This is a genomic window from Faecalicatena contorta (assembly GCF_001404335.1).
In the GTDB taxonomy this organism is placed as follows: domain Bacteria; phylum Bacillota; class Clostridia; order Lachnospirales; family Lachnospiraceae; genus Faecalicatena; species Faecalicatena contortus_B.
In genome coordinates this window covers 70,968-87,032 of record NZ_CYZU01000001.1, presented here as the reverse complement: position 1 = coordinate 87,032, position 16,065 = coordinate 70,968, and the positions used below count along the sequence as shown (strand labels likewise).

Here is a 16,065-nt window from a genome sequence, read left to right as displayed (position 1 = left end):
ACGGCGGCCGTGAATGAATAACTGCGAAACTTATTTGCCGTAGTAACACTTCAGATAGATCTCTTTGATCTCCTTCATCAATGGATATCTTGGGTTAGCGCCTGTACACTGGTCGTTGAATGCCTGCTCTACCATATCATCCAGTGTGTCGAGGAAGTATTTCTCATCTATGCCATAGTCTTTGATCGTTTTCTTGATGCCGATTGTCTCTTCTAACTCTTCTAATCTTGCAACAAGGTTATTGAATACTTCCTGGTCATCTTTGCCCGTGCAGCCTGCAAAACGTCCCAGTTCAGCATATCTTGCAAGTGCATGCGGGTACTGATACTGTGAGAATGTACCCATCTTTGTCGGAGCCTCTGCTGAATTGTATTTCATAACTTCTGTCAGGAGTACTGCATTTGCAACACCGTGTGGAAGGTGATGAAATGCACCCAGCTTGTGTGCCATAGAGTGGTTCAGTCCGAGGAATGCGTTTGCAAAGGCCATACCTGCCAGACAGGAAGCATTTGCCATCATCTCGCGTGCATGTGGGTCGTTTGCCCCGTTCTCGTATGCGGATGGAAGATTATCAAATACCATCTTTACAGCTTTCATTGCCAGGCCGTCTGTGTAATCTGTGGCCATGATAGATACATATGCCTCGATTGCATGTGTCATAACGTCGATACCTGATGCGCTTGTCAGGCCCTTTGGCTGGGTCATCATGTTATCAACATCTACAATTGCCATATTCGGAAGCAGTTCGTAGTCTGCAAGCGGCCATTTTACCCCGGTCTCTGCATCTGTGATGATTGCAAAAGGTGTGACCTCAGAACCGGTTCCTGAAGAGGTCGGGATCGCTACGAAATAAGCTTTCTCTCCCATTTTCGGGAATGTATATACTCTCTTGCGGATATCCATAAAGTCCATTGCCATGTCTTCAAAATTTGCTTCCGGATGTTCGTACATTACCCACATGATCTTTGCTGCATCCATTGCAGAACCACCGCCAAGTGCGATAATTGTATCCGGCTCAAATGCTCTCATCTGGTCTGCACCTTTTTGTGCACACTGCAGGGTCGGGTCTGGAGCTACTTCATAGAAGCATGAATGCTGGATACCCATTTCATCCAGTTTTGCCTCGATTGGAGCTACGTAGCCATTTTTGTACAGGAAGGAGTCGGTAACGATAAATGCTTTTTTCTTGTGCATGATTGTTCCCAGCTCATCCAGTGCAACCGGCATACAGCCTTTTTTGAAGTAAACCTTTTCAGGTGTTCTGAACCAAAGCATATTCTCTCTCCTCTCAGCCACTGTCTTAACATTCAGTAAGTGTTTTACCCCAACATTTTCAGAAACGGAGTTTCCGCCCCATGAGCCGCATCCCAGTGTGAGGGATGGAGCCATTTTGAAGTTGTAAAGGTCGCCGATGCCGCCGTGAGAAGAAGGTGTGTTGATAAGAACACGGCACGTTTTCATGGCTGCTGCATGTTTTGCTATTTTCTCTGTCTGTGCCGGATGGATATACAGGGAAGCTGTGTGACCGTATCCGCCGTCGGCTACAAGCTGGGCTGCTTTTTCCAACGCTTCATCAAATGTTTTTGCTTTATACATGCCAAGTACAGGAGATAATTTTTCATGAGCAAACTCTTCGGAAATGTCTACTGATTCCACTTCACCTATCAGGATTTTTGTGTTTTCCGGAACATCCACTCCAGCCATTTTTGCAATTTCGTATGCTGATTTGCCTGGAATCTTGCTGTTCAGTGCGCCATTAATAATGATTGTCTTGCGTACTTTATCCAGCTCTGCTCCCTTTTTCAGGAAATAGCATCCACGGTAAGCAAATTCTTTTTTCACTTCCTCATAAATGCTGTCAAGAACTGTTACAGACTGCTCAGATGCGCAGATCATGCCGTTGTCGAATGTCTTGGAATGTATAATGGAATTTACTGCCATCTTAACATCAGCTGTCTCATCAATAATTACCGGTGTGTTTCCAGGTCCTACTCCGAGCGCCGGCTTGCCTGATGAGTAAGCAGCCTTTACCATTCCCGGTCCGCCGGTTGCAAGAATGATGTCTGAATCCTTCATAACGGTGTTTGTTAATTCCAAAGACGGTACATCAATCCATCCGATAATGCCTTCCGGAGCGCCAGCCTTTACAGCTGCGTCCAGAACAACTTTTGCCGCCTCGATCGTACATGCTTTAGCAGCAGGATGGGGGCTGATAATAATTGCATTTCTGGTCTTCAGACAAAGCAGTGTTTTGAAGATCGCTGTTGAAGTCGGGTTTGTGGTCGGAATAACCGCAGCTACCAGACCGATCGGCTCTGCTATCTTTTTAATGCCAAACGCCGCATCTTCCTCTATCACACCACATGTTTTGGTGTCTTTATACGCATTGTAAATGTACTCAGCTGCATAGTGGTTCTTGATAACCTTATCTTCCACAATTCCTCTCTGCGTCTCTTCTACCGCCATCTTTGCAAGCGGAATACGCATCTTATTCGCAGCCATGGCTGCTTCATAAAAAATCTTATCTACCTGTTCCTGCGTAAAAGCAGCAAATACTTTCTGAGCTTCACGCATAGCTTTCATTTTTGCTTCGAGTGTTTCCACGCTGTCTACAATCTCAGGTACTACGACCTTTTCCTTCTTTGCCATTTCTATTTTTCCTCCCGTAATAGAATAATTTTCTTAATTACAGGTTTTAGTTTAACCTATCGTTAAATAATTGTCAATATTGCTTTTGTCAAATATTTAACGTTATTTTTTTAACATTTATTGTTGATATTGCACAAAAATAGATGCAATCCATACTATGAAGACAAAAATCCGGCGGCTGCGGAAAGCATTAAAATTCAATAAGCTTTCCGCGGCCGCCGGGCCGTATCATTATTTATCAAGAATTTATATCTCTATAAACTTTTCTTTCCAGAATTATACTAATTCAATCAGCACTTCCATAGCTGCGTCACCTTTACGCTGACCAATCTTTACGATTCTTGTGTAGCCGCCGTTGCGGTCTGTATACTTAGGAGCGATCTCTGAGAACAGTTTTTCCGGAAGATCAACTTCTTTTGTATTTCTCTTCTTACCTGCAGCAGCTGCCGGAACTTCCTTTACAGGATAAAGAACCTTCAGCATCTCTCTTCTTGCGTGAAGTCTGCTCGGCATATCTTTCTTGATCTTCTTGTCAACTTCATCATATACGGTAACTTTTTTGCCGTCTACTACTTCTTTTACTCTCTTGCCGTCTTTATCTTTACGTGCAACCTTTGCTTTTACGGTCACTTCTTCGTAATTATCTTTTTCTCTGACAGCCATAGCAATTAATCCCTCCGCTACTTTGCGGATCTCTTTTGCTTTTGCTTCTGTCGTAATGATTCTGCCATTATTCAGCAGAGCTGTTACCTGGTTTCTGATTAAGGCTTTTCTCTGGCTGGATGTTCTGCCGAGTTTTCTATACTTTGCCATTGTTTTAATCCTCCATTTTCAAACATTTGGTTATGCATCTTCGGGCTTATTAATCAAATGCTCCCGCCATGCTCTTCGGGCTTACTGACAGGATAATTCAAATAATAATCTATATGGTGCAGTGGCTGTTTATTCGTTACTATACACGGCCCATAAGCCGTGAATAGTAACGTTTATTCATCGCCCTGGTTCAGCTCAAGGTCTAATTCCTTCAGCTTGGCCAGCACTTCTTCCAGTGACTTGCGTCCAAGGTTACGCACCTTCATCATATCTTCCGGTGTCTTATTGGTAAGTTCCTCGACGGTATTGATGCCGGCTCTCTTCAGACAGTTATAAGAACGTACGGAGAGCTCTAATTCATCAATGCTCATCTCCAGTACTTTCTCTTTTTCATCATCTTCTTTTTCGATCATGACTTCCGCAGCCTGAGCAACTTCTGAGAGGTCGATAAACAACTTCAGATGCTCGCTGAGCACTTTCGCAGCAAGGCTGACAGCCTCGTCCGGAAGCAGTGTTCCTTTAGTCCATACATCCAATGTCAGTTTGTCATAGTCAGTAATCTGGCCGACACGCGTATTCTCTACTGTGAGATTTACACGGTCTACCGGAGTATATATGGAATCAATCGGAATAACGCCAATCGGTAAGTCTTCATTCTTATTCTTGTCTGCGCTTACGTATCCTCTTCCTTTTGTAATGGTAAGTTCCATGTACAACTTGCTGTCCTTGCCTCCGCTTAAGGTTGCAATGACCTGGTCGGGATTCATAATCTCAATATCGGAATCCGCCTGGATGTCAGCGCCTGTTACAACACCTTCTCCTTCAAATTCGATATATGCGGTCTTTACTTCGTCTGATTCTGATGTATTCTTGATTGCCAGTGATTTCAGATTCATGATAATCTCGGTTACATCTTCTTTAACACCCGGAATGGAACTGAATTCGTGCAGGACTCCGTCGATTTTAACAGAACTGATAGCTGCTCCCGGAAGGGATGAAAGCATAATTCTTCTCAGGGAATTGCCTAATGTTGTTCCGTATCCACGTTCCAGAGGCTCGACAACGAATTTTCCATATTTTTTATCTTCTGAAATTTCGGTAATCTCAATATTAGGTTTATTAAAATCAAACACTACACAGACCCTCCTTATGGGTTTAAATATGTTGAGGGGTACGATGCCTGTGTCACACAGGGGCCGTTTCCTAAAGGCTCCTGTGCGACAAACTCCATCCTGCCGCCGGATCGGCATCACCGGTTCCCGGCGGCATGGATGTCACTATCATGCTATACTCAAGGATTATTTAGAATATAACTCGACGATAAGCATCTCATCAACAGGAACATCAATTGCCTCACGTGCAGGAAGTTCTTTTACTGTAGCTTTCAGGTTCTCAGCATCTACTTCCAGCCAGTCAGGAATCATATTTCCTCCTGTTACTTCCAGGATATCTTTGTATCTCTGGCTTCCTTTGTGCTTTTCTTTGATTTCAATTGTATCTCCGGCTTTTACAAGGTATGATGGGATGTTTACCTGTCTGCCGTTTACCATTACATGCTTGTGGTCAACAATCTGTCTTGCTTCTTTTCTTGTTCTTGCAAATCCCATACGGAACATTACATTGTCAAGTCTGGATTCCAGAAGAATCATCAGGTTTTCACCTGTCATGCCTTCCATCTGTTTTGCTTTTGCATAATAGTTTCTGAAAGGTTTCTCCAGTACGCCGTAGATAAACTTAGCTTTTTGTTTCTCGCGTAGCTGAAGGCCGTACTCACTCATTTTTCTGTTGGATCTCTTTAACTGCCTGTTAGACTTTTTATTGATTCCTAAATAGATTGGGTCCATACCTAATGAACGGCATCTCTTAAGAACTGGAACTCTATTTACTGCCATGTTAGCTTCCTCCTATATATACTAGACTCTTCTGCGTTTCGGTGGACGGCATCCGTTGTGTGGTACCGGTGTTACGTCTTTAATGCTTGTTACATCAATCCCGCATGCCTGGAGCGCACGGATTGCTGCTTCTCTTCCTGATCCCGGACCCTTTACAAAAACGTCTACCGTTTTAAGACCATGTACTAATGCTGCTTTTGCTGCTGTCTCAGCTGCCATCTGAGCTGCGTATGGAGTAGATTTCCTTGAACCTCTAAATCCCAGACCGCCTGCACTTGCCCATGAAAGAGCATTTCCCTGTGCATCTGTTAATGTTACGATTGTATTATTAAAAGATGACTGGATGTGTGCTTGTCCTCGTTCAACGTTTTTCTTGACACGTTTCTTTGTCACTTTTTTGGTAACTTTCTTCGCCATTTAAACTAACCTACTTTCTTGAATTCTTAATTATTTTTTCTTATTAGCTACAGTTCTCTTAGGACCTTTGCATGTTCTTGCATTTGTCTTGGTCTTCTGTCCACGTACCGGAAGGCCTTTCCTATGACGGATTCCGCGGTAACATCCAATTTCTTTCAGACGCTTGATATTCAACTGGATCTCTCTTCTGAGATCACCTTCTACAGTCTGAGTCTCTTCGATCACTTCACTGATTTTCTTTACTTCTTCACTTGTCAGATCTCTGACGCGGGTATCAGGATTTACTCCTGCCTCTGTCAGGATACGGCTGGCACTTGTTCTACCGATTCCATAGATATAAGTCAAGCCGATTTCTACACGTTTGTCTCTTGGTAAGTCTACACCTGCAATACGAGCCATGTGTCTTTCCTCCATTTCAAATCTGTTTTCATATTGTCCCTAACTGGGATGTCTCCTGGCATCCGGAAAGGTGCTTCCTTCTCCCGAAAACATCCAGGCATACTTTATTCCGCAGTTTACTGCGGATCCGCCCGCAGGGCATGAGTTACGGGATGCCCTTTGGGTATACTACAGTACGCCCTTTCCCGACACGGATTTTCACCGTAAATGATCGCCGGGTATTATAAGCAATATACAAAAGACCACCAACCCTTCGGTACCTGCAGATTCAGCAGTGTGGTGTATCCTTACTGTATATTAAACAGCCCTACACACTTCCTGGTGTGTCGCGCTGTCAGCCGCCTAATTAATTCACAAATCCCAACAGTCTGTACTTCTTAAGTATTAGCCCTGTCTTTGTTTGTGCTTCGGATTCTCACAGATTACTCTGATGCTTCCTTTTCTTTTAATGATTTTACATTTTTCACAAATTGGTTTTACTGATGATCTAACCTTCATGTCAAATCCTCCTTCCATCCTTTGCCTGGCTATACGCTTCCAACTATTTTTGGGCACACCTATCCAAAAACAGCCACTTCATAGTATACCACTAGTTTCCAGGCAAAGTCAATACTTTTTTACTTATCTCTCCAGACAATTCTCCCCTTGCTCAGGTCATATGGAGACATTTCCAACGTCACTTTGTCACCTGGTAAAATCTTAATAAAATTCATACGCAGTTTTCCGCTGATATGTGCCAGCACAATATGGCCATTTTCCAGCTCTACCTTAAACATAGCGTTTGGCAGTTTTTCAACTACGACTCCTTCAATTTCGATTACGTCAGTTTTTGACATACTTAATCCTCCTGCACGTTTGGCACTTTACTATTCTCATTCGTGTCCAAACGAGAATATCTGTTTATAACACTTCTGATTGTTTCATCATCTGTAGTGGAAGGACTTGCCGCCTTCTTTATAATCTGCAGATGCTTTGGATTCTTTCGCTTTCTCCGGCGGACGGTTCTTTTAGCCCCATCCGCCAGATATATATATTCAGCATTGACATCAATTATGACATATATACAGCCTTTATCGCGGCCTGCTTTGGATTTTGCAAACATTCCCGGTTCTATTGTCATATTACTCTCCGAGGATTTTTACGATGGCAGCAAATACATCCTCAATATCGATGGTTCCGTCCACCTCTTTGAGGATTCCGGCCGTTGTATAATAATCAATGAGCGGCTGTGTCTGCTCATGGTAGACACCGAGACGCTTCTGGACTGTCTCCGGCTTATCATCATCTCTCAGGATCAGCGTCCCGCCGCAGTTGTCGCAGATGCCTTCCTCTTTGGTCGGTGCATATTCCATGTGATAAGTAGCGCCGCAGTCTACACATGCCCTTCTTCCGGACATACGGCGGATGATATTCTCATCCGGTACTTCTACATTGATGGCATAATCCACCTTCTGATCCAGTTCCGCCAGAGCCTTGTCTAAAGCTTCCGCCTGCGGAATTGTTCTCGGGAATCCGTCCAGCACATATCCTGATGTACAGTCTTCCTGATTCACTCTGTCCACTACCAGGTCTACAACCAGTTCATCCGGAACAAGCAGTCCCTGGTCCATATAAGTCTTTGCTTTCTGTCCCAGTTCTGTGCCGTTCTTGATGTTCGCCCTGAAGATATCTCCGGTAGAAATATGAGGTATTCCATATTTCGCCGCGATCTTCTTAGCCTGTGTCCCCTTGCCTGCTCCGGGAGCCCCTAACATAATAATCTTCATATACATGTTCCTCCATATTTTCATCACCGTCCTGTCCCTAAACGGTGATATATCCATATAGCACATTAACCCGCCGGTTCCGTCCGTCTCAGGACAAAACTTGGCGAGCTAAGTAGTTTCAGTGAAATCCCCGAGGACAGCCGCCATATATACATGCAGACATGCACATCTGGCTTATTGCGCTCACGCGAATTAATAACCGAGGAAACTGTTCTTCATAGAGTTTCCCTTATTATTCAAAAAGCCTGAATAATTGCGTACAAGCATCTGTGCTTCAATCTGTTTGATCGTCTCTAATACGACGCCCACAATAATGATCAGGGATGTTCCTCCAAAGGAGACATTGGCCTTGAATACACCATTGAAGAAATAAGGTATTACCTGAACGATCACAAGCCCGCATGCACCGATAAAGATAATATAGTTCAATATCTTCTGTAAGTACTCTACGGTTGGCTTGCCAGGACGGATACCCGGAATAAAGCCGCCGCTCTTTTTCATATTGTTTGCTATCTCTAACGGGTTGAATGTAATTGATGTATAGAAATAAGCAAAGAAAATAGTAAGCACAATATATACAATCAGACCCCATGAATAGATTAAATTGCCCGGGTTACACCAGTTGTTGGAATTCATTCCCTTCAGAATCTGGCTTCCGATTCCTGTTCCTTCTCCCTTTCCAAGGAAAGACGCGATTACGATCGGGAACTGCATCAGCGAGGATGCAAAGATAACCGGGATAACACCTGCTGTATTTACTTTTAACGGGATGTGTGTGGACTGTCCGCCATATGTCTTTCTTCCCTGTACCTTCTGTGAATACTGTACTGCAATCTTTCTCTCACCACCCTGGAGGATGATAACAAACACAATGACAACCAACAGCACTGCAAGAATTATAATTGCTGCCAGACCTCCTTTTGCAATGGTTTTACCCCTTACAAACTGTTCGTACAGCTGGACGAAATCATCCGGCACACGAGAAACAATGTTAATAAGCAGGACAATGGAGATTCCATTTCCCACACCTTTTTCTGTAATACGCTCACCGATCCACATTAGGAATGCAGAACCTGCGGTAAGTGTACATACTACAATAGCAGCATTTACGAAATTATACTCAACAAGAAGTCCCTGGCGCCCGAACCCTACCGCCATAGCGATTGATTCGATCAAAGCGAGAGCTACTGTGACATAACGGGTAATCGCTGCAATTTTCTTTCTTCCGTCTTCTCCCTCTTTCTGCATCTCTTCCAGCTTTGGAATCGCGATGGTCAAAAGCTGCATAATAATGGAAGATGTGATGTACGGTGTAATGCTGAGTGCAAACACAGACATCTGGGTAAAGGAACCGCCGGTAAATGCATCAAAAAAATTGAATGCATCACCGGTCTGATTCGCAAAAAATTCCTGTATATAGGTTGGATCCACACCCGGTGTCGGCAGCTGGGAGCCAAGTCTAACAACGACCAGCATTAAAAACGTATAGAATAGTCTTTTACGGATGTCTTCTATTTGAAATGCTCTTCGTACAGTTTCTAGCATTAGATCACCTCTGCTTTTCCACCAAGGGCCTCTATTTTTTCAGCTGCTTTTGCACTAAATGCATTTGCCTGAACAGTAAGCTTCTTAGTTAACTCTCCATTTCCAAGAATTTTTACACCGTCTTTTGGATTTTTAACGATACCGCTCTCAATTAATGTTTCTACTGAAACTGTAGCGCCATCCTCAAATGCTTCTAACGCGCTTAAGTTAATACCAATGATTTCTTTGGAGTTTCTACATGTGAAACCTCTCTTTGGTATTCTTCTGTATAAAGGCATCTGACCGCCTTCAAAGCCTGGTCTTGGCGCTCCTGAACGAGCTTTCTGACCTTTGTGGCCCTTACCAGCCGTCTTACCATTACCAGAACCGTGTCCACGGCCTCTTCTGAAATTATCACTCTGCTTTGAACCGTCTGCTGGTCTTAAGTTTGATAAGTCCATGATATTACCTCCTTATCGTTTTTTATTTATGCTTCTTCTTCAACTTTCACTAAGTGTCTAACCTGCTGTACCATACCTCTTGTAGCTGCATTATCCGGCATGATGACTGTCTTGTTGAGTTTTCTGAGTCCCAGAGCCTCAACAGTTTTTTTATGCTTTGGCACAGCACCGATTGTAGACTTTACCAGTGTAACTTTTAAGTTTGCCATTATAATTTACCTCCTATACGACAAAGCACGCTCTCACATCTTATACGACAGGGCAATCTCTATCCTTTTATGCAATAGATCAAACTCTATCTTCTTATGCGATAGAGCAAAGCTCTATCTTTTTAGCCTACGATCTCTTCTACTGATTTGCCGCGAAGTTTTGCAACCTCTTCCGGAGTCTTCACTCCTTTAAGCCCCTCAATAGTAGCAAGAACAACGTTCTGCTTATTATTGGATCCCAAAGATTTTGTACGGATGTTCTTGATTCCTGCCATCTCGATCACGGCACGGGCCGGGCCTCCGGCAATAACACCGGTACCATCCGGAGCTTTCTTCAGCAATACGGAAGCGCTTCCGAATTTTCCGATCACATCATGTGTTACACTGTCATTATCATCCATGGCAACTTTGATTAATTTCTTAGCTGCATCTTCTTTTCCTTTGCGGATTGCCTCCGGAATCTCAGTAGCTTTTCCTAAACCTGCACCAACATGGCCTTTCCCATCGCCAACAACTACTAAAGCTGTGAATCTGAAGTTACGACCACCTTTAACAACTTTGGTAACACGTTTGATTGATACCACTTTTTCTGTTAATTCCATCTGACTAGCATCAATACGTTCCTGTTTCATATGTGTTCTCCCTTCCTAAAAATTCAGCCCAGCTTCTCTTGCTGCGTCTGCCAGTGCTTTCACTTTACCCTGATATATAAAGCCGCCTCTGTCAAAGACTACCTCTGTGATGCCTTTTTCTTTTGCTTTTTCGGCAATCACTGTTCCTAACTTTGCTGCTGCATCAACGTTGTTGGTCTTTTCTAATTCCGCTTTCACATCTTTCTGAAGAGTGGAAGCCGCAACCAGAGTGTTTCCAACTGTATCGTCGATAATCTGAGCATACATATGATTATTGCTTCTAAACACAGCTAAACGTGGTCTCTCAGCTGTACCGCTGAAACGGTTACGTAATTTCATGTGTTTTTTTCTACGAACTTCGCTTCTTGATTTCTTACTAACCATTTTCACACTCTCCTTAATTATTTCTTACCAGTCTTACCAACTTTACGTCTGATCACTTCATCAGCATACTTGATACCTTTGCCCTTATAAGGTTCAGGTCTTCTCTTGTCTCTGATTTCAGCTGCGTATTGGCCTACTTTTTCTTTATCGATACCTTTTACAGTAATTTTGTTCTGGCCTTCCAGAACGGATTCGATACCTTCCGGGTCGATCATCTCAACTGGATGAGAGTATCCTAAGCTTAATGTCAGTTTATTTCCGGATTTAGCTGCTCTGTAACCAACACCGTTGACTTCCAGAACTTTCTGATATCCTTCTGTTACACCTACAACCATATTGTTGACCAGTGTTCTTGTAAGACCATGTAAAGATTTCATCTTCTTTAAATCACTTGGTCTTGTGACGATAATTTCTTCGCCTTCTTTTTTGATTTCCATTTCAACCGGAAGCTCTTTTTTCAGAGTTCCCTTCGGACCTGTTACGGTCACTACGTTATTCTCTGCAATATCAACAGTTACACCTGCCGGGATTGCGATTGGCAGTCTTCCTATACGTGACATACCGTACCTCCTATAACTTAAATTCTCGGAGAAGCTGCTGTGTGGCTTCTCTGTTTTCAGTTGCTCTTAAATTCTCTGTTCTTAAATACCAGAGAACGGCCATTTCACTCTATTCTTATCATACGAATATAAAGTGTCCGGCACCTACCAAACGAAGCACAGTACCTCTCCGCCTACATTGAGCTTTCTTGCATCTTTGTCTGTGATTACGCCTTTATTTGTAGAAATAATGGCTGTTCCAAGTCCGCCCAGCACCTTCGGGATGTCTGCGCTGTTCGCGTAAACACGAAGACCCGGTTTAGAGATTCTCTTCAGACCTGAAATAACTTTTTCGTTCTTGTCTGCACCATACTTTAATGTGATGTGGATCGTGTTGAAGTTTCCATCGGCTACGATGTCATACTTTGCAATATAACCTTCGTTCAACAGAATCTCAGCAATCGCGGTTTTCATCTTAGATGCAGGAACATCAACTGTATCATGTTTAGCAGTATTAGCATTACGGATTCTTGTAAGCATATCTGCGATTGGATCACTCATAGTCATTGATTATTGACCTCCTTATTTCTTTTTGGTTAGTTACCAGCTTGCTTTTCTAACGCCTGGGATTTGTCCCTTATATGCCAGTTCACGGAAGCAAATACGGCAGATTCCATATTTTCTCAAATATGCATGCGGACGTCCGCAGATTCTGCAGCGGCTGTACTCTCTTGTAGAGTATTTTGGTTTGCGCTGCTGTTTGATTTTCATTGATGTCTTAGCCATGAATTTCCCTCCTTTACTTAGTGAATGGCATATTGAACTGAGTCAATAATTCACGAGCTTCTTCGTCAGATTTTGCTGTTGTAACAAATATTACATCCATACCTCTGACTTTATCTACTTTATCGTATTCGATTTCCGGGAAAATCAGCTGCTCCTTGATACCAAGGGCGTAGTTGCCTCTTCCGTCGAATGCATTCGGGTTAACCCCTCTGAAGTCACGTACACGAGGTAATGCAAGGTTGATCAGACGGTCAACAAACTCATACATTCTTTCCCCTCTTAAAGTAACTTTGCATCCGATTGCCATGCCTTCTCTGATTTTGAAGTTTGCGACAGAATTCTTAGCTTTTGTAAGAACTGCCTTCTGTCCTGAAATCTTCTCAAGATCAGCGACTGCTGACTCCAATACTTTTGCATTTTCTTTTGCTTCGCCGACACCCATGTTGATAACTACTTTATCAAGTTTCGGCACTTCCATGATATTTTTATATCCAAATTTTTTGATCATTGCATCAACGATCTCATTCTGATATGTTTCTCTCAGTCTACTCAAAGTTCTGGACCTCCTTCCCTGAATTAGTCAATTACGTCTCCCGTTGATTTCGCAACACGTACCTTTTTGTCCCCATCCATCTTAAAGCCGATTCTCGTAACTGTTCCTTTGTGTACATACATCACATTGGAAATATCAATCGGTCCTTCCTGATGAATGATACCGCCATTCTGATTCACAGCGCTTGGTTTTGTGTGCTTTGTCAGCATGTTGACACCTTCGACCAGAACTTTTCCATCTTTTTTATTAACAGCAATTACTTTGCCTTCTTTGTCTTTATCTTTTCCAGCGATTACTTTGACAGTGTCGCCTTTTTTGATCTTCATAGTTGACATTCTCGGCACCTCCCTACAGTACTTCCGGAGCTAAAGAAACAATCTTCATAAACTTCTTGTCTCTGAGCTCTCTGGCTACTGGTCCAAAAATACGTGTTCCACGTGGGTTCAAATCGTCTTTTATAATAACAGCAGCATTTTCATCGAATCTGATATAGGAACCGTCTTTACGACGAGCGCCTTTTACAGTACGGACAACTACAGCTTTTACAACGTCACCTTTTTTTACAACGCCGCCTGGTGTTGCATCTTTAACAGTCGCAACGATCACGTCTCCGATATTGGCATATCTTCTTGTAGAACCGCCAAGTACACGGATACACAGTAACTCTTTAGCGCCTGTGTTGTCTGCTACTTTAAGTCTGCTTTCTTGTTGTATCATGCAGGTAAACCTCCTTTAAATATGCTTGCAAAATATGCGATATAATTATTTCGCCTTTTCCATGACTTCCACAAGTCTCCATCTCTTATCTTTAGACAGCGGTCTTGTTTCCATAACCTTAACTGTATCTCCAACGTTGCACTCATTCTTCTCATCATGAGCTTTCAATTTATAAGTTTTTTTGATGATTTTCTTATAAAGTGGATGCTTAACGTGGTCTTCAACTGCAACAACGATTGTTTTGTCCATTTTGTCACTAACAACCTTGCCTGTACGGGTTTTTCTAAGATTTCTTTCTTCCACAGTGCGACCTCCTACTCAGCTTTAGAAGCTTCAGTTATCACCGTCTGGATTCTGGCGATATTTTTTCTGACTTCTTTAATTCTGCTTGTATTATCTAATTGATTCGTTGCATTCTGGAACCTCAGATTAAAAAGTTCCTTCTTAGCAGCTACTAATTCTTCATTTAATTCTTCTACAGATTTCCCTTTTAATTCTTGTACAAATGTATTAATTTTCACTGTTATCACCGCCTTCTAAGTCTGCGCGAGAAACGATTTTGCATTTGCAAGGTAACTTATGCATTGCAAGACGAAGTGCCTCTCTGGCTGTTTCCTCAGGTACTCCTGCAATTTCAAACATAACACGGCCTGGTTTCACTACTGCTACCCAGTACTCCAGTGCTCCCTTTCCTTTACCCATACGAGTTTCTGCTGGTTTTGCTGTTACCGGTTTGTCCGGGAAGATCTTGATCCAGACTTTACCGCCACGCTTGATATAACGTGTCATAGCAACACGGGCTGCCTCTATCTGATTGGAACGGATCCAGCAAGGCTCCGCTGCAACGATACCGTATTCACCATAAGAAATCGTATTGCCTCTTAAGGCTTTTCCTTTCATGGTGCCACGGAACTGTTTACGACGTTTCACTCTTTTTGGCATTAACATTATTTATCGCTCCCTTCCTTATCTGCTTTCGTCGGAAGAACTTCGCCTTTGTAAATCCAAACTTTTACACCGACTTTTCCGTAAGTTGTGTCAGCTTCTGCGAATCCATAATCAATGTCAGCTCTCAGTGTCTGAAGCGGAATGGTTCCCTCGCTGTAGAACTCTGTACGAGCCATATCAGCGCCGCCGAGACGTCCTGAAACAGATGTCTTAACACCGAGTGCTCCGGACTTCATTGTTCTTGACATGCAGGATTTCATAGCACGTCTGAATGAGATACGGTTTTCAAGCTGCTGAGCAATATTCTCAGCTACTAACTGAGCATCTTTGTCTGGTCTCTTAATTTCTTTGATGTCAACGATCAGCTTCTTGTTTGTATAATTTTTTAATTCAGCTTTCACTTTTTCAATCTCAGAACCGCCTTTTCCGATTACTACGCCAGGCTTAGCTGTATAGATAATGATTTTAACACGGTCAGATGCTCTTTCGATCTCGATTCTTGAAACACCTGCGCTGAATAATTTCTTTTTAAGGAATTTTCTGATTTCATGGTCTTCCACCAGGTTATCAGCGAAATCTTTTTCTGCATACCATTTAGAATCCCAGTCTTTGATAACGCCGACTCTTAAACCATGAGGATTAACTTTCTGTCCCATTATTGCCCTCCTTATTATCTTTCATTAAGCACGATTGTAATGTGGCTCATTCTCTTCTCGATCCTATAAGCTCTTCCCTGTGCTCTTGGTCTTACTCTCTTCATTGTTGGTCCCTTGTTTGCGTAACACTCTTCTATATAAAGGTTCTCAACATTCATACCGTTGTTGTTCTCAGCATTTGCAATTGCTGATTTTAATAATTTTTCTATTACACTTGAAGCATATCTTGGGTTGTAAGCTAAAATACCAAGTGCTGTCTGTACATCCTTACCTCTGATGGCATCCAATACAAAGCAAGCTTTCTGAACTGACACTCTGGCGTAAGAAATCTTAGCTGATGGTCTTGTATCTTTCTGCTCGTTTCTTTCTCGTTTGATTTGGGATCTATGTCCTTTTGCCATGGATGAACCCTCCTTTCGAATATCTTATGATTTATCTTACTCTTGACTTTTTCTCGTCCTTGCCGTGTCCTCTGTATGTTCTGGTTGCTACAAACTCTCCGAGCTTGTGGCCTACCATGTCTTCTGTAACATATACTGGTACATGTTTTCTTCCGTCATGGACAGCAAATGTGTGCCCAACGAATGACGGGAAGATTGTAGAACGACGTGACCATGTCTTAACAACTGATTTATCACCTGCAGCGTTCATAGCGTCTACTTTTTTCAGTAAGCTTTCGTCTGCAAATGGTCCTTTTTTAAGTGAGCGAGCCATAGGTTC

At 42.7% G+C, this 16,065-nt stretch carries 27 protein-coding genes; all 27 read right to left on the bottom strand.

All coding sequences use genetic code 11. From position 1 onward, the window contains the following. Positions 1-30 precede the first annotated feature (30 nt). The 27 genes from adhE to rpsS all read right to left on the bottom strand — a co-directional run bounded on the left by adhE (position 31) and on the right by rpsS (position 16,059). Positions 31-2,649: a bifunctional acetaldehyde-CoA/alcohol dehydrogenase gene (gene adhE, locus ARB69_RS00465; RefSeq protein ID WP_055149900.1), complete on the bottom strand. Its 2,619-nt coding sequence runs from the start codon at positions 2,647-2,649 to the stop codon at positions 31-33. 276 nt (positions 2,650-2,925) lie between these two features. Then, on the bottom strand, positions 2,926-3,462 hold the full coding sequence (locus ARB69_RS00460; RefSeq protein ID WP_025654686.1) for a bL17 family ribosomal protein: 537 nt from the start codon (positions 3,460-3,462) through the stop codon (positions 2,926-2,928). A 173-nt stretch (positions 3,463-3,635) separates the two neighbouring features. Further along, a complete protein-coding gene (locus ARB69_RS00455; RefSeq protein ID WP_025654685.1) occupies positions 3,636-4,595 on the bottom strand; it encodes a DNA-directed RNA polymerase subunit alpha in 960 nt (319 codons plus the stop codon). Positions 4,596-4,760: 165 nt separating this feature from the next. Then, positions 4,761-5,354, bottom strand: a complete 594-nt coding sequence (gene rpsD, locus ARB69_RS00450) for a 30S ribosomal protein S4 (RefSeq protein WP_025654684.1) — start codon at positions 5,352-5,354, stop codon at positions 4,761-4,763. A 21-nt stretch (positions 5,355-5,375) separates the two neighbouring features. Further along, a complete protein-coding gene (gene rpsK / locus ARB69_RS00445) occupies positions 5,376-5,771 on the bottom strand; it encodes a 30S ribosomal protein S11 (protein WP_009001882.1) in 396 nt (131 codons plus the stop codon). A 30-nt stretch (positions 5,772-5,801) separates the two neighbouring features. Next, positions 5,802-6,170, bottom strand: coding sequence for a 30S ribosomal protein S13 (rpsM, locus tag ARB69_RS00440; RefSeq protein WP_025654683.1), 369 nt, complete (start codon positions 6,168-6,170; stop codon positions 5,802-5,804). Between the two features lie 384 nt (positions 6,171-6,554). Further along, entirely contained in the window at positions 6,555-6,668 is a 114-nt protein-coding gene (gene rpmJ / locus ARB69_RS00435; protein WP_003497809.1) for a 50S ribosomal protein L36, read from the bottom strand. Between the two features lie 119 nt (positions 6,669-6,787). Then, positions 6,788-7,006, bottom strand: coding sequence for a translation initiation factor IF-1 (infA, locus tag ARB69_RS00430; protein ID WP_005613024.1), 219 nt, complete (start codon positions 7,004-7,006; stop codon positions 6,788-6,790). A gap of 2 nt (positions 7,007-7,008) precedes the next feature. Further along, positions 7,009-7,290, bottom strand: coding sequence for a KOW domain-containing RNA-binding protein (locus ARB69_RS00425; RefSeq protein WP_025654682.1), 282 nt, complete (start codon positions 7,288-7,290; stop codon positions 7,009-7,011). A 1-nt stretch (position 7,291) separates the two neighbouring features. Beyond that, the gene (locus ARB69_RS00420; protein WP_025654681.1) at positions 7,292-7,936 is read right to left on the bottom strand and encodes an adenylate kinase; all 645 of its coding nucleotides are present in this window, start codon (positions 7,934-7,936) and stop codon (positions 7,292-7,294) included. Between the two features lie 192 nt (positions 7,937-8,128). Further along, positions 8,129-9,481 carry a preprotein translocase subunit SecY gene (gene secY, locus ARB69_RS00415; RefSeq protein ID WP_025654680.1) on the bottom strand — a complete coding sequence of 451 codons (1,353 nt, stop codon included), beginning with the start codon at positions 9,479-9,481 and terminating at the stop codon, positions 8,129-8,131. Next, positions 9,481-9,921: a 50S ribosomal protein L15 gene (gene rplO / locus ARB69_RS00410; RefSeq protein ID WP_009001876.1), complete on the bottom strand. Its 441-nt coding sequence runs from the start codon at positions 9,919-9,921 to the stop codon at positions 9,481-9,483. The genes secY and rplO overlap by 1 nt, the downstream gene beginning before the upstream one ends. A 26-nt stretch (positions 9,922-9,947) precedes the next feature. Continuing rightward, positions 9,948-10,130 (bottom strand): 50S ribosomal protein L30, encoded by a 183-nt coding sequence (rpmD, locus tag ARB69_RS00405; RefSeq protein WP_025654679.1) that lies wholly within the window; start codon positions 10,128-10,130, stop codon positions 9,948-9,950. Between the two features lie 122 nt (positions 10,131-10,252). Further along, positions 10,253-10,762 carry a 30S ribosomal protein S5 gene (rpsE, locus tag ARB69_RS00400; protein ID WP_025654678.1) on the bottom strand — a complete coding sequence of 170 codons (510 nt, stop codon included), beginning with the start codon at positions 10,760-10,762 and terminating at the stop codon, positions 10,253-10,255. Positions 10,763-10,777: 15 nt separating this feature from the next. Then, positions 10,778-11,146: a 50S ribosomal protein L18 gene (gene rplR / locus ARB69_RS00395; RefSeq protein WP_025654677.1), complete on the bottom strand. Its 369-nt coding sequence runs from the start codon at positions 11,144-11,146 to the stop codon at positions 10,778-10,780. A gap of 17 nt (positions 11,147-11,163) precedes the next feature. Next, positions 11,164-11,706 (bottom strand): 50S ribosomal protein L6, encoded by a 543-nt coding sequence (gene rplF / locus ARB69_RS00390; RefSeq protein WP_025654676.1) that lies wholly within the window; start codon positions 11,704-11,706, stop codon positions 11,164-11,166. Between the two features lie 144 nt (positions 11,707-11,850). Continuing rightward, positions 11,851-12,252 (bottom strand): 30S ribosomal protein S8, encoded by a 402-nt coding sequence (rpsH, locus tag ARB69_RS00385; RefSeq protein ID WP_025654675.1) that lies wholly within the window; start codon positions 12,250-12,252, stop codon positions 11,851-11,853. Between the two features lie 33 nt (positions 12,253-12,285). Continuing rightward, complete coding sequence (locus ARB69_RS00380; RefSeq protein ID WP_025654674.1) at positions 12,286-12,471, bottom strand: type Z 30S ribosomal protein S14; 186 nt, start codon at positions 12,469-12,471, stop codon at positions 12,286-12,288. 13 nt (positions 12,472-12,484) lie between these two features. Next, positions 12,485-13,024: a 50S ribosomal protein L5 gene (rplE, locus tag ARB69_RS00375; RefSeq protein WP_025654673.1), complete on the bottom strand. Its 540-nt coding sequence runs from the start codon at positions 13,022-13,024 to the stop codon at positions 12,485-12,487. A 23-nt stretch (positions 13,025-13,047) separates the two neighbouring features. After that, the gene (gene rplX / locus ARB69_RS00370; protein ID WP_050641817.1) at positions 13,048-13,359 is read right to left on the bottom strand and encodes a 50S ribosomal protein L24; all 312 of its coding nucleotides are present in this window, start codon (positions 13,357-13,359) and stop codon (positions 13,048-13,050) included. Between the two features lie 13 nt (positions 13,360-13,372). Next, the gene (gene rplN, locus ARB69_RS00365) at positions 13,373-13,741 is read right to left on the bottom strand and encodes a 50S ribosomal protein L14 (RefSeq protein ID WP_025654671.1); all 369 of its coding nucleotides are present in this window, start codon (positions 13,739-13,741) and stop codon (positions 13,373-13,375) included. 45 nt (positions 13,742-13,786) lie between these two features. After that, complete coding sequence (gene rpsQ, locus ARB69_RS00360; RefSeq protein ID WP_025654670.1) at positions 13,787-14,044, bottom strand: 30S ribosomal protein S17; 258 nt, start codon at positions 14,042-14,044, stop codon at positions 13,787-13,789. An 11-nt stretch (positions 14,045-14,055) separates the two neighbouring features. Continuing rightward, positions 14,056-14,262, bottom strand: coding sequence for a 50S ribosomal protein L29 (gene rpmC, locus ARB69_RS00355; RefSeq protein WP_025654669.1), 207 nt, complete (start codon positions 14,260-14,262; stop codon positions 14,056-14,058). Further along, positions 14,252-14,689 (bottom strand): 50S ribosomal protein L16, encoded by a 438-nt coding sequence (rplP, locus tag ARB69_RS00350; protein ID WP_025654668.1) that lies wholly within the window; start codon positions 14,687-14,689, stop codon positions 14,252-14,254. The genes rpmC and rplP overlap by 11 nt, the downstream gene beginning before the upstream one ends. Then, positions 14,689-15,345, bottom strand: a complete 657-nt coding sequence (gene rpsC, locus ARB69_RS00345; protein ID WP_050641818.1) for a 30S ribosomal protein S3 — start codon at positions 15,343-15,345, stop codon at positions 14,689-14,691. The genes rplP and rpsC overlap by 1 nt, the downstream gene beginning before the upstream one ends. A gap of 14 nt (positions 15,346-15,359) precedes the next feature. After that, the gene (gene rplV, locus ARB69_RS00340) at positions 15,360-15,746 is read right to left on the bottom strand and encodes a 50S ribosomal protein L22 (RefSeq protein ID WP_025654666.1); all 387 of its coding nucleotides are present in this window, start codon (positions 15,744-15,746) and stop codon (positions 15,360-15,362) included. Between the two features lie 31 nt (positions 15,747-15,777). Next, entirely contained in the window at positions 15,778-16,059 is a 282-nt protein-coding gene (gene rpsS, locus ARB69_RS00335) for a 30S ribosomal protein S19 (RefSeq protein WP_025654665.1), read from the bottom strand. Between the last annotated feature and the right edge of the window lie 6 nt (positions 16,060-16,065).

Excerpts from the sequence above, each read along its gene's own strand:
- adhE (WP_055149900.1), bottom strand. The coding sequence starts at position 2,649 with ATGGCAAAGAAGGAAAAGGTCGTAGTACCTGAGATTGTAGACAGCGTG.
- ARB69_RS00460 (WP_025654686.1), bottom strand. The coding sequence starts at position 3,462 with ATGGCAAAGTATAGAAAACTCGGCAGAACATCCAGCCAGAGAAAAGCC.
- rpsD (WP_025654684.1), bottom strand. The coding sequence starts at position 5,354 with ATGGCAGTAAATAGAGTTCCAGTTCTTAAGAGATGCCGTTCATTAGGT.
- rpsK (WP_009001882.1), bottom strand. The coding sequence starts at position 5,771 with ATGGCGAAGAAAGTTACCAAAAAAGTGACAAAGAAACGTGTCAAGAAA.
- rpsM (WP_025654683.1), bottom strand. The coding sequence starts at position 6,170 with ATGGCTCGTATTGCAGGTGTAGACTTACCAAGAGACAAACGTGTAGAA.
- rpmJ (WP_003497809.1), bottom strand. The coding sequence starts at position 6,668 with ATGAAGGTTAGATCATCAGTAAAACCAATTTGTGAAAAATGTAAAATC.
- infA (WP_005613024.1), bottom strand. The coding sequence starts at position 7,006 with ATGTCAAAAACTGACGTAATCGAAATTGAAGGAGTCGTAGTTGAAAAA.
- ARB69_RS00425 (WP_025654682.1), bottom strand. The coding sequence starts at position 7,290 with ATGACAATAGAACCGGGAATGTTTGCAAAATCCAAAGCAGGCCGCGAT.
- ARB69_RS00420 (WP_025654681.1), bottom strand. The coding sequence starts at position 7,936 with ATGAAGATTATTATGTTAGGGGCTCCCGGAGCAGGCAAGGGGACACAG.
- secY (WP_025654680.1), bottom strand. The coding sequence starts at position 9,481 with ATGCTAGAAACTGTACGAAGAGCATTTCAAATAGAAGACATCCGTAAA.
- rplO (WP_009001876.1), bottom strand. The coding sequence starts at position 9,921 with ATGGACTTATCAAACTTAAGACCAGCAGACGGTTCAAAGCAGAGTGAT.
- rpmD (WP_025654679.1), bottom strand. The coding sequence starts at position 10,130 with ATGGCAAACTTAAAAGTTACACTGGTAAAGTCTACAATCGGTGCTGTG.
- rpsE (WP_025654678.1), bottom strand. The coding sequence starts at position 10,762 with ATGAAACAGGAACGTATTGATGCTAGTCAGATGGAATTAACAGAAAAA.
- rplR (WP_025654677.1), bottom strand. The coding sequence starts at position 11,146 with ATGGTTAGTAAGAAATCAAGAAGCGAAGTTCGTAGAAAAAAACACATG.
- rplF (WP_025654676.1), bottom strand. The coding sequence starts at position 11,706 with ATGTCACGTATAGGAAGACTGCCAATCGCAATCCCGGCAGGTGTAACT.
- rpsH (WP_025654675.1), bottom strand. The coding sequence starts at position 12,252 with ATGACTATGAGTGATCCAATCGCAGATATGCTTACAAGAATCCGTAAT.
- ARB69_RS00380 (WP_025654674.1), bottom strand. The coding sequence starts at position 12,471 with ATGGCTAAGACATCAATGAAAATCAAACAGCAGCGCAAACCAAAATAC.
- rplX (WP_050641817.1), bottom strand. The coding sequence starts at position 13,359 with ATGTCAACTATGAAGATCAAAAAAGGCGACACTGTCAAAGTAATCGCT.
- rplN (WP_025654671.1), bottom strand. The coding sequence starts at position 13,741 with ATGATACAACAAGAAAGCAGACTTAAAGTAGCAGACAACACAGGCGCT.
- rplP (WP_025654668.1), bottom strand. The coding sequence starts at position 14,689 with ATGTTAATGCCAAAAAGAGTGAAACGTCGTAAACAGTTCCGTGGCACC.
- rpsC (WP_050641818.1), bottom strand. The coding sequence starts at position 15,345 with ATGGGACAGAAAGTTAATCCTCATGGTTTAAGAGTCGGCGTTATCAAA.
- rplV (WP_025654666.1), bottom strand. The coding sequence starts at position 15,746 with ATGGCAAAAGGACATAGATCCCAAATCAAACGAGAAAGAAACGAGCAG.
- rpsS (WP_025654665.1), bottom strand. The coding sequence starts at position 16,059 with ATGGCTCGCTCACTTAAAAAAGGACCATTTGCAGACGAAAGCTTACTG.